The sequence below is a fragment of the Gemmatimonas sp. genome (assembly GCF_046594945.1).
Classification (GTDB): Bacteria; Gemmatimonadota; Gemmatimonadetes; order Gemmatimonadales; family Gemmatimonadaceae; genus Gemmatimonas.
The window spans coordinates 103473-114080 of the sequence record NZ_JBKJRB010000077.1; the positions used below are offsets into that span (position 1 = coordinate 103473).

Here is a 10608-nt window from a genome sequence, read left to right on the forward strand (position 1 = left end):
GTGGCTCGTATAGATGTCATCATGCCGCAGATGGGTGAGTCCATCGCGGAAGGAACTGTGTCGCGGTGGTTGAAGCAGGTCGGCGACAACGTCAAGCGCGACGAACCACTCTTCGAGATTTCCACGGACAAAGTCGATGCGGAAATTCCGTCTCCGTCGGCCGGTATCCTGGTCGAGATCCTGATCGGTGAAGGGCAGACCGTTGCCATTCAAACGGTCGTGGGGCGGCTCGAGACCGATGCCGGGGCAGCCGCGTTGCTGCCGGCGGCGGCATCGACGGCGCCGACCGCTGCCGCGGTCGTCGTGCCCTCAGCGCCGGTGGCGTCCACGGCCGCTCCCGTTGCCCAAGCGCCCGCTACCGCGCCCGCCACGGCGGCCACTGGTTCGTTCGAGGAGCGCGTACGCACCAAGTCGTCGCCGCTGGTGCGCAAGATGGCGGCCGAGCATGGGGTAGAGATCGCGGGCATGAGTGGCAGCGGTATCGCCGGCCGTGTCACCCGCAAGGATCTCGACGCGTTCCTCGCCGCGAAGCCTGCGGTGACGGCCGTTCCGGGGGCATCGATGCATGCGCCCGCCGGTGTCGAACATCGCGGACCGCTGCCCACGCCGTGGGCTGGCGACATCGTCGAGCCGATGTCCAAGATCCGGAAGCTCACCTCCGATCACATGTCGCTCGCGATCAAGGTGGCCACGCACGTCACGTCGTTCTTCGAGATCGACCTCACGCGAGTGGCGCGCATCCGTGCCGCCATGCGGAAGGAGTTCGAAGCACAATCGGGACAGAAGCTCACCTACCTGCCGTTTATCTTGCAGGCCGTCTGCACGCAGCTCAAGCGTCATCCCACGCTCAACGCGGCGGTAGCGGGTACTGACGTCATTTTGCGCAAGCAGATCAACCTCGGGATCGCCGTCGCGCTCGATCCCACCGGTCTGATCGTTCCTGTGCTGAAACACGCCGATGAACTCTCGCTCACCGGCTTGACGCGCGGCACAAATGACCTCGCCGCGCGCGCGCGCGGTAAGAAGCTCAGCCCGACGGACGTGCAGGATTCGACGTTTACCATCACCAACCCCGGCGTCTTCGGCTCGTTGTTCGGCACGCCGATCATTCCCGTGGGTACCACCGCTATCCTTGGTCTCGGCGCGATCGAGAAGCGGGCCAAGGTGATCACCGGTCCCGATGGCGAAGACACCCTCGCGATCCGTACCTGTGCATATTTCTCCTTGTCGTTTGATCATCGCGTGATCGACGGCGCTGATGCGGATCGTTTCATGGCCGATCTCAAGAAGACGCTGGAGTCGGTTCCCGAAGCCGGGTTCTGAGTCCGACATGGCACGCGTGCTGGCCATGCAGGAGCGCGTGGTCGCTTCGGAGGAGCGAGAGGCCTATTTGGCGACTCTCGAGAACCGTCGGGCGCGCGCGGCTGCCGTGCCGGCACATTTTTGGGTCTTTGAACACGCCACCGAATCCGGTCGTTTTGTCGAATTCACGGAGGCCGCCAGCGACGATGCTATCGCGGCGGTTCATGAACGCGGCGAGACACCCGGTCTCTGGCGCGAAGTACAGGGAGGCTGATATGCCGGCGCGACGCATTACCGTCGACGGGCGCGAATGGCAGGTGTACCCCTCCGGATTCCTCACGCAGTACGTTGGCGATGAGTTCGGATTGATCTTTGTGTCGGGAACGGGCGGCGACCGCGATGTGCGGGTGACGCGCTACTCGCCGGTGGGAACGCGGGCGCGCGAGCAATCGCTCGCCGAGCTCGAGAACGCGCAGCTCGTAGACCTCTTCCGCACGTCGCAGCCGGGCGCGCGCTCTCCAGAGGCAGGCTACCGCACGTGACCGGAGCACCGGGCACATCGGGCCCGGAGACGGTTTCGGGACGCGGCGAATCCGCACAGTTCGTCGATCTGCAGGTGCACTCGACGGCGTCCGACGGCGCGCTGTCGCCGGCGAAGGTCGTCGAAGCGGCCCGTGATGCCAAACTGTATGCCTTCGCACTCACCGATCATGACACGGTCGACGGATTGCCCGAAGCAATCGTGGCCGGTGCCGAACTGGGTATACGCATCATCGCCGGCGTCGAGCTCAGTTCGCATTTCGATGATGACGAATTGCACTTGCTCGGCCTCCACCTGTCCAATCAGGACGCCATGCGCTCGGCGCTGTTCGGGCTGCAGGCTGGCCGGGTCGAGCGCGCGGTGCGAATCGTCGACGTATTGAATCGACACAGCATTCCGGTCACTATGGAGTCGGTGCTCGCCGAGGCGGACAGCGGTGCGGTCGGTCGTCCACACATTGCCCGCGCGATGGTTGCTGGCGGTTGGGTACGCGATTTTCGCGACGCGTTTGATCGGTGGATCGGCTTCGGCCGTCCGGCGTACATGGCGAAGGATCGCTTCGACGTCGCCGACGCCATCGCGTTGGTGCATCAGGCAGGCGGACTCGCTGTGTGGGCGCATCCTGGCGATTCCGCCACGCCCACGCGTATTCAGCGTCTCGCCGATATGGGGCTCGATTCGGTCGAGGTGTTGCACCCCAGTCATCCGCCCTCGCTCTCACAACGCCTCTTCGACCACACGGAGAAGGCGGGGCTGCTTCCAAGCGGTGGCTCCGACTGGCACGGCACCCACGATGGTCCGCGCCGACTTGGCGGGCAGTTGGTGCCGAAGATCTGGCTCGACTGGCAGGAGGCGCGCGTCGCCGAACGTGCCGCTGAAGGCTCCACGGCCGGGACTGCCTGATGCCGAACCGCGTCGCGCTCGTCACCGGGGGCGCGCGGCGCGTGGGCGCCGAGATCGTGCGAAGCTTCGCCGCGCGCGGTTACGACGTGGTGCTGCACCATGGCAACTCCCCCGCCGCTGCCGCCGCGCTCGCCGCCGACTTGCGCCGCGTACACGACGTCCGCATTGAGATCGTACAGGAAGATCTCGCCGACGTGCAGGCGCCGGCGCGAATCGTTCGTGGGTGTATCCGTGCGTTCGGTGCGTTGGACGTCGTCGTGAGCTCGGCATCGGTGATGATGATGCACCCCTTCGACGCCGTGACGCCGGAGGAGTGGGAGCAGACGTCGGCGATCAACCTGCGCGCGCCGTTTTTTCTGATGCAGGCGGCGGCGCGGGTGATGCGCGACGGTGGAGTCATTGTACAGCTGTCCGATCATCTCGCGTTCGAAGCCATTTTCCCGCATCTGATTCCGCATCAAGTCACGAAGTCGGCGCTTACGCAGCTTGTGCGCACCACGGCTTCGGCGTTTGCGCCGCGCCTACGCGTCAATGCCGTGGCGCCGGGACTGGTGCTGGCCCCCGACGATTTGTCCGACGAGACCATCGAACGCTTCCTTCGCGACGTGCCGATGGGCCGGCGTGGCGCACCCGTCGACGTTACGCAGGCGATTCACTTTCTGGTCGACGCCCCCTATGTCACCGGGATTGTGTTGCCGGTTGACGGTGGTCGTCATTTGCGCCGATGAGTGACCCTGAGGAACGGGTGCCGCTGCACTTCGGCCGCATCGTAATTATCGGCGGCGGGTGCTACGGCAGCTGGTATGCCCAGCAGCTCACGCGAGCCGCCCAGCGTGGTGCCCTGCAGGCGAGTGAAGTGGTAGTCGTCGATCGGGACCCCGCATGCCGCGTCGTCGCGCTGAACGATGCCGGCCATTACGGCGGGCTCCCACTCCGGGTGGAGCACGCGGAGTGGGATGCGTATCTGGCAGACTGGCTCGGGCAGGGGCCGCTGGCGCTCGTCGGTGACGCCATGGTACCCTCGCCGCTCATGCCGCACGTGTGTCTCGACTGGCTGATGGCGCGTGCTCGGGCCCGTTGGCCGGAACGCCGCATTCGCGTCGCGCCACTCGACCAAGCGCCTCCCACGCCCTGGGAGCGCGCGTCGCCCGATGGGCGTCATTATGTGAGTTATGCCACGTGGATGTGCCCGGTGAACTGCATTGAACCCGAGCGCTGTCCGCACACCCGCGGCGTCCGGGATTGGAGCATGCCGCCCATGATGCGTCAGTTCGTCGACGATAACCCCGCCCTCCTCGGTCCCGTTATCTTTCATTGTGTTCACCGCACGTACGGCGTCGGAATGATCGATGCCGCCGCGATTGCGGATGCTGATCGGCAACTCGCTGCGTGGGGCGCTTCTGGCCCCTGCGCTGTGCTCGTCGGAACAGTCTCGCACTGTCACGGAGCGCTGGGCGTGCTGGCGATCGATTGAGTTCTCTTCTTCTCCGCGACGACATGTCCGACTCCCGTCCCGAAAACATCGTCATCATCGGCTCCGGTCCGGCCGCGTGGACCGCCGCGATCTATGCGGCGCGCGCCAACCTGAATCCGATCGTCTTCGAAGGCGAACCCGTTGGCACTGAGCTGCCAGGCGGTCAGCTCATGTTGACCACCGACATCGAGAACTTCCCCGGCTTCCCTGAAGCGATCAGCGGGCCCGATCTGATGGACCGCATGCGGGCGCAGGCGGTGCATCACGGTGCGCGCGTCGTATCGGAGCTCGTAAAGCAGGTGCATCTCGCCTCGAAGCCGTTCGGGATCGTGCCCAATTACTCCGCGCCGATCACGGCGCACACGGTGTTGATCGCGACCGGCGCTGCCGCGAAGTGGATTGGCCTCGACAACGAGTTGCGACTCGCCACAACCGGTGGTGGCGTCTCTGCCTGCGCCGTCTGTGATGGCGCCATGCCCTTCTATCGACAGAAGCGCCTCGCCGTCGTTGGCGGTGGCGACACCGCGATGGAAGAGGCCATGTATCTCACCAAGTTCGCCAGTGAAGTCGTCGTGATTCATCGGCGCGACAGCTTCCGCGCGTCGAAAGTCATGGCTAAGCGCGTGCTCGAACATCCTAAAGTGCGCGTGATTTGGAATTCGCAGGTCACCGATGTCCTGGGCGATGACTTCATCACGGGACTGAAGCTGAACAACATCGAGACGGGTGCCGTCAGCGACCTCGAAGTCGGCGGACTCTTTGTGGCGATCGGACACACGCCGAACACGAAGTTCCTGCTGGGCCAGCTCGACACCACCGAACATGGCTACATCAAGGTCGCGTCGTGGCGCACGGAAACGAGCGTGCCGGGGGTCTTTGCTGCCGGAGACGTGATCGATGATTACTATCGTCAAGCCATCACGTCGGCCGGTACCGGGTGCATGGCGGCGCTTGAAGCCGAGCGCTGGCTCGCGCACTACGGCATCGGTGAATCGCCCGTGCTGGAAACAGCCGAAGCGCCCGTCCCAATTGCCCCGGAGTCGACGTTCCCGTGAGCACGATGACGATCCAGCAACTCACCGTCGGTCCGCTCCAGGAGAACTGCTGGTTATTGGCCGATACCGCGAGTGGGAAGGCGGTCCTCGTCGACCCAGGCGACGAGGCGCCCGCGCTGTTGGCCGCCGTGGTCGCCACGGGCTGTACGCTCGCAGCCATCTGGCTCACCCACGCGCATTTTGATCATGTGGGCGGAGTCGCCGGCATTGTGTCGCACCGGGCCGTCCCAATCTGGGTGCATCCGGCCGATGCAGTTTTTTACCTGAACGCAGCCAGCAACGCCGCTCGCTGGGGCGTCGTCATCGACAATCCGCCGCCGGCCGATCACGAGTTGGCCGAAGGCGACCGTGTGCACCTCGGCGAGTTCAGTTTCGACGTCTGGCATCTGCCCGGACATGCGCCGGGACACGTCGCCTTCATCGGCCACGGCCTCTGCTTTTCCGGTGATGTGCTGTTCGCCGGCTCGATCGGCCGCACCGATCTGCCGCTGTGCGACGCCACGGCAATGCACCGGTCACTGATGAGAATGGCGACACTTGCCGTCGAGACTCGGGTATTTCCCGGGCACGGTGTTTCTACCACGATCGGGCGCGAGTTGACGTCCAATCCCTTTCTGCGCGGTGCCGCCCGGCCACTCGGCGCCTAAGCGTTGCCTTCTCCTTCCGGTTTTCGCATGTCGCCGTTTTCCTCTGCCAGATTCCTCCCGCTTGCGGTGGCACTACTCGGCGCCGCTGCGCTGGGTGCCTGCTCGAGCATCACAGAGAGCAACACGACGCTCAGCAACTACGGAGCGATCACGATCACGGGGAAGAATGCGGCCGCGAGCCGAGCTGCGGCCACGATCAACGCCGTGTTCTTTCAAGGGCTCTCCGCGACCGCACCTAACAGCGCGTTGCAGCAGGGTGACCAGTGCGCCTATGCCTTGATCGACAGTACCACCGGTGGCGCCACCGGCTCGCTGAAGGCTGGCGAGAGTCTCGCGCTTACCTTCGCTGGCAAGAGCGTGGTGATGCCCTACTCGACCGCCTTACTGCGCTATGAGCCGGCTCTCGGCACGGCGCTCACATATACGGCGGGCGATACCGCGACGGTCAGCGTACCGGGCCTGTCCGGTTCGTTCCCGGCCGCGTCGATCAGCGTGAAGCTCGCGGAGCCGATCATCCCGGGTCCGCTGGTGTTCCCTGCCACCGGATTGCCGCTCGATGTGACGTGGAACGCCACCAACGACGTCACCGCCGCGATTATTCTGTCGGTGCGGTACGGGGCCACGGCCACCGCCACTGCGCAGAACGAGCAGATTTACTGCGCGCTCAAGGACGACGGTGCCTATCAGGTCCCAGCCTCCGCGCTTGGTGCGTTTCTCGCATCCCCAAGCGCGCTGCGCTCGGTATCGCTGGTGCGTTGGCGCACGAAAGAGTTGCGACCCGACGCCTCCAGTTTGGTGCACATCGTGTCGACCGTCGATACGATCATTCGATTCCCCTGACCGTTCCGAGGCGGTGAAGCCGGTGGCCACTCGTATCGAGAAGGACCCGCTTGGCGAATTGTTGGTGCCCGCCGAGGCGCTCTACGGCGTGCAGACCGTGCGCGCCGCCCAAAACTTTCCGATCAGCGGACTGCGACCGCTCGAACCCTTCGTGATCGCGCAAGTGTGGATCAAAAAGGCCGCGGCAATGACGCATCGGGACACCGGTCGGCTCGATGCGCGCCGCGCCGACGCGATCATCGCCGCCGCCGACGAAGTGCTCAGCGGGCAACATCGCGATCAGTTCATCGTCGATCCGTATCAAGCGGGCGCGGGTACCTCGCACAACATGAATGTGAATGAGGTGCTCGCCAACCGCGCGAACGAACTGCTTGGCGGCGCGCGCGGCACGTACTCTCCGGTGCATCCGAACGACCATGTCAACATGGCGCAGAGCACCAACGATACGATCCCCACCAATATCCGGCTGGCCGTCTTGCGACAGCTCCCGCAGCTGGTCGCCTCTATCGATGCACTGCACGAAGCGCTTGGGCAGAAGGGGGTCGAGTTCGACGGCATCGTTAAGGCCGGCCGAACGCATTTGCAGGACGCCATGCCCATCAGGCTTGGACAAGAGTTCACCGCCTATGCGGGCACGCTCGCACGGTGCCGGAAGCGCATTGTCGAGGCGGCCGACTACCTCAATGACCTCGGTATCGGCGGATCAGCCGTCGGCACGGGCGTCACCGTCGAGCCCGAGTATCCGGCGCGCATGAACGTGCACTTGATCGCGATCACCGGCATACCATCGCTGCGCATTGGGAGCGATCGAATTCAGCTCATGCAGAGTATGGGTGACGCCGCCGCTTTCTCCGCCTCGCTACGCGGCCTGGCGCTCGACCTGTCGAAAATCGCGAGCGATTTGCGGCTCATGGTATCCGGACCCCGCACGGGACTTGATGAAATCGTCCTGCCGGCCGTGCAGCCTGGCTCATCCATCATGCCGGGGAAGATCAACCCGTCGATTCCCGAGATGGTGAATCAAGTCTGCTTCCAGGTCATCGGCTGCGACACCACGGTCGCGATCGCCGCCGAGCACGGGCAGCTCGAGCTCAACGTCATGATGCCGGTCATCGCGCACAATCTGCTGCTCTCCATGCAAATCCTCACCAACGCGATCACTGTGTTCGGCGCGCGCTGTGTCGCGGGGATCGTCGCGAACGCGGCGATGTGCGCATACTGGGTCGAGCGGTCGGCCGCTCTCGCGACGGCGCTGATGCCGCAAATCGGCTATGCCGCCGCGGCTGAGATCTCGAAGCGGTCGGTTTCAGAAGGCACGCTCATTCGCGAACTAGTAGCACGCGATGGGATCCTGCCGCCGGATGAGCTCGATGCGCTCCTCGACCTCCGCAAGATGACCGAGATCGGGGTCCCCTCCGGGAACCACGGCGCCGTGGCGGGCGGTTGAGCGCCGGCGCCTCGGGCTTTTCCACCGGAGAACTTGTCTGCGCGACTCGGGAGCCATAGACTCGACCCATGCGCATTACGACGTGGGCGGAATACGGACTCATTTGTGCCTTGCATCTCGCGCGTCGCGCGGAAGCAGGGCCAGTGACTGGGCGCGACGTAGCGGCGCGTGAGAAATTGCCCGGCGACTATGTCGAGCAAATCCTGCTGCGGATGCGGCGAGCCGGCATTGTGAACAGCACGCGTGGTGCCCGCGGCGGGTACGCACTTGCCCGCCCGCCCGCAGAAATTTCCGTCCGTGATGTGATTCAGGCGTCGGAACTCACCACGTTCGATCTCCACTGCGTCAGCCACCCGGTCGACGCCGATCGCTGTGCGGCGGCCGAGAATTGCAGTATTCGCCCCGTCTGGATGCTCCTTCAGCAGCGCATCGACGAGGTACTGGAAAGCGTCAAGCTCAGCGACCTGCTCACTGACGAGGCGTCGGTGCGGCATCGCGTTGGCCTGCCGCCATATGTCGCCGCTCCGGATATCCCCGGCGCGTTGCCAATTCTCCAGGGCTGACGGCACCAATGGGTCTCTGGGCGGACTGGCGCGCGCAGCGTGAACGGAGCCGGCGGGCATCCGCGTACCTTAGCCAGATGCGGCGCACGCCGGAGCCGGTCGACGTCACCTGGCTCGTGTCCATCGGAGTGACGGAATCGGTCGCCCTGCGGGAGCTCACCTTCGCCACGCGAGCAATCGGCCTGATCGTCGCCGAGCGCGATGCACTCGATGACCGTACCGCCTCCGACGTGGCTCACCAGTTGGCCCCGGTACTCAATCGGGAGGCCAAGGGAAGCGTCGCACTTGGGCGCGAGTGGGGAGAGCGCTGGCGGGCCTTCACCGCCGCGTTGGCGGTGCGGGGGAACGCTGAGACGCCGGCCACGCGGATTGCGCGCGTCCTGTTGGCCGGCGCTGGCGTCGCTGACCCGTCCGGCGAGCAACTGGTCCGCGCCACGCAGTTCGTGCTCGACACCCGCAGCGCGGCAAACCTCGCGCTCCGCGGTGTGTTCGGTGTGGCAACGCTCCCCGATGACATTCGACCCTCGGCACTGCGCAGCTGACCCCCAGCGGCTCCACCCAGCCGGATCGGCCGACACAGACGCGAAAATAGGGAAAGATGGCGGCTGCCACTTTTCCCTATTTTCGTTCAAAAATCGAGTGCCGAAGGCCGGACTCGAACCGGCACATCCTTGCGGATACTGCGACCTGAACGCAGCGCGTCTACCAATTCCACCACTCCGGCAGCTCCTGAAGTCAGGCACGGGAACAACGTTCCGTACACGATTCCAGCAGGGCCGTAAAGGATAGACTCAGGATGCCCCTGAAGTCAACGCCATCGCGCACTCTTCGTGCCTGTCGGGGTATTACGTTTCATTCAGTATGCCAAACACGGACACCGAAGACCCCACTGAACTGATCGCGCGGAATAAACGTGCGCGGCACGACTACGAAATCCTGGACACCTGGGAGTGCGGCGTCGTGCTGACCGGCACCGAGGTCAAAGCGCTGCGCGAAGGGCGCGCGAACCTGACCGATGCGTTCGGAGTGATCAAGGACAACGAGATCTTCCTGCTCAACCTGTATATCGGGTCGTATGGGCAGGGCAACGTGTTCAATCACGAGCCCACCCGCACGCGCAAGCTGCTCATGCACCGTCGCGAGATCCGTCGTCTCATTGGCGCCGTCGAACGGCAGGGACTCACGCTCGTGCCACTCGATCTGTACTTCAAGAGTGGGCGCGTAAAAGCACGTCTCGCGCTGGTACGCGGCAAGCAGCAGCATGACAAACGCGAGGATTTAAAGAAGCGCGACGCCGAGCGCGAGATCGCCCGCGCGCTCAGTAAGCGCTGAGCGGCGGATTCCATGATGCTGCTTGGTGCCCTCGCGCTCACACTGCAGCTTTCGGCGGTCGCGCCAGCGTTGCCGCCGCTACCGCCGCTCACCGTTCGCGCGGGCATCCGGTTGCAAGCAGTGCCGACCCTTCGTCATCCTGATGGCGGCATCGCCGTGCGTGCCGATGCGCTGGCCGAGGCGCTCGGTGGACAGGTCGTGACACAGCCCACCGGCCGCGGGCGCTATCGTTTCGAGGTGGGCACCACCGGCCTGGATCTGGAAGCGGGCACTGCGCTTGTAGTCGCGGCCGGCGATACGATGCCACTCCGGTCGGGAGTCTTCCGACGCGGAGGCCAGCTGTACGTGCCGCTCGCGTTGGCGACCGAGCTGCTGCCGCGCCTCGGTGCTGGTGTCATGTTCGACCCGGAGAAGGCTGAGTTACGTCGGTTCTCCGCGGTCACCGCCGCGAGGCGAGGGCCGATGCCCCGTCCGTCCACGCGAACGGCGCCCACCGACAAGGTG

At 64.9% G+C, this 10608-nt stretch carries 14 protein-coding genes and 1 tRNA gene; 14 read left to right on the forward strand and 1 reads right to left on the reverse strand.

Features of this window, described 5'->3' with window-relative positions; genetic code table 11:
* The 12 genes from ACLL97_RS09180 to ACLL97_RS09235 all read left to right on the forward strand — a co-directional run bounded on the left by ACLL97_RS09180 (window position 1) and on the right by ACLL97_RS09235 (window position 9314).
* Window positions 1-1323 (forward strand): dihydrolipoamide acetyltransferase family protein, encoded by a 1323-nt coding sequence (locus tag ACLL97_RS09180; protein WP_411280174.1) that lies wholly within the window; start codon window positions 1-3, stop codon window positions 1321-1323.
* A 7-nt stretch (window positions 1324-1330) separates the two neighbouring features.
* On the forward strand, window positions 1331-1576 hold the full coding sequence (locus ACLL97_RS09185; protein ID WP_411280175.1) for a hypothetical protein: 246 nt from the start codon (window positions 1331-1333) through the stop codon (window positions 1574-1576).
* 1 nt (window position 1577) lies between these two features.
* A complete protein-coding gene (locus ACLL97_RS09190) occupies window positions 1578-1844 on the forward strand; it encodes a hypothetical protein (protein WP_411280176.1) in 267 nt (88 codons plus the stop codon).
* Entirely contained in the window at window positions 1841-2746 is a 906-nt protein-coding gene (locus ACLL97_RS09195) for a PHP domain-containing protein (RefSeq protein ID WP_411280177.1), read from the forward strand. The genes ACLL97_RS09190 and ACLL97_RS09195 overlap by 4 nt, the downstream gene beginning before the upstream one ends.
* Complete coding sequence (locus ACLL97_RS09200) at window positions 2746-3474, forward strand: SDR family oxidoreductase (RefSeq protein WP_411280178.1); 729 nt, start codon at window positions 2746-2748, stop codon at window positions 3472-3474. The genes ACLL97_RS09195 and ACLL97_RS09200 overlap by 1 nt, the downstream gene beginning before the upstream one ends.
* Window positions 3471-4220 carry a hypothetical protein gene (locus ACLL97_RS09205; RefSeq protein WP_411280179.1) on the forward strand — a complete coding sequence of 250 codons (750 nt, stop codon included), beginning with the start codon at window positions 3471-3473 and terminating at the stop codon, window positions 4218-4220. Before ACLL97_RS09200 ends, ACLL97_RS09205 begins: the two co-directional genes overlap by 4 nt.
* Before the next feature lie 23 nt (window positions 4221-4243).
* On the forward strand, window positions 4244-5275 hold the full coding sequence (gene trxB / locus ACLL97_RS09210) for a thioredoxin-disulfide reductase (RefSeq protein ID WP_411280180.1): 1032 nt from the start codon (window positions 4244-4246) through the stop codon (window positions 5273-5275).
* A 5-nt stretch (window positions 5276-5280) separates the two neighbouring features.
* On the forward strand, window positions 5281-5922 hold the full coding sequence (locus ACLL97_RS09215; RefSeq protein ID WP_411280188.1) for an MBL fold metallo-hydrolase: 642 nt from the start codon (window positions 5281-5283) through the stop codon (window positions 5920-5922).
* 27 nt (window positions 5923-5949) lie between these two features.
* Window positions 5950-6762, forward strand: a complete 813-nt coding sequence (locus ACLL97_RS09220) for a hypothetical protein (RefSeq protein WP_411280181.1) — start codon at window positions 5950-5952, stop codon at window positions 6760-6762.
* 22 nt (window positions 6763-6784) lie between these two features.
* The gene (locus tag ACLL97_RS09225; RefSeq protein ID WP_411280182.1) at window positions 6785-8209 is read left to right on the forward strand and encodes an aspartate ammonia-lyase; all 1425 of its coding nucleotides are present in this window, start codon (window positions 6785-6787) and stop codon (window positions 8207-8209) included.
* A 68-nt stretch (window positions 8210-8277) separates the two neighbouring features.
* Complete coding sequence (locus ACLL97_RS09230) at window positions 8278-8772, forward strand: RrF2 family transcriptional regulator (RefSeq protein WP_411280183.1); 495 nt, start codon at window positions 8278-8280, stop codon at window positions 8770-8772.
* Between the two features lie 77 nt (window positions 8773-8849).
* Window positions 8850-9314 carry a hypothetical protein gene (locus tag ACLL97_RS09235; protein ID WP_411280184.1) on the forward strand — a complete coding sequence of 155 codons (465 nt, stop codon included), beginning with the start codon at window positions 8850-8852 and terminating at the stop codon, window positions 9312-9314.
* 98 nt (window positions 9315-9412) lie between these two features.
* Here the strand turns inward: ACLL97_RS09235 and ACLL97_RS09240 are convergent.
* Window positions 9413-9496 (reverse strand) — tRNA-Leu (locus tag ACLL97_RS09240).
* Window positions 9497-9633: 137 nt separating this feature from the next.
* Here ACLL97_RS09240 and smpB point away from each other — a divergent pair.
* Both smpB and ACLL97_RS09250 read left to right on the forward strand, forming a co-directional pair.
* Complete coding sequence (smpB, locus tag ACLL97_RS09245; RefSeq protein ID WP_411280185.1) at window positions 9634-10104, forward strand: SsrA-binding protein SmpB; 471 nt, start codon at window positions 9634-9636, stop codon at window positions 10102-10104.
* Between the two features lie 12 nt (window positions 10105-10116).
* The coding region (locus ACLL97_RS09250) for a hypothetical protein (RefSeq protein ID WP_411280186.1) at window positions 10117-10608 on the forward strand (492 nt) is incomplete at its 3' end.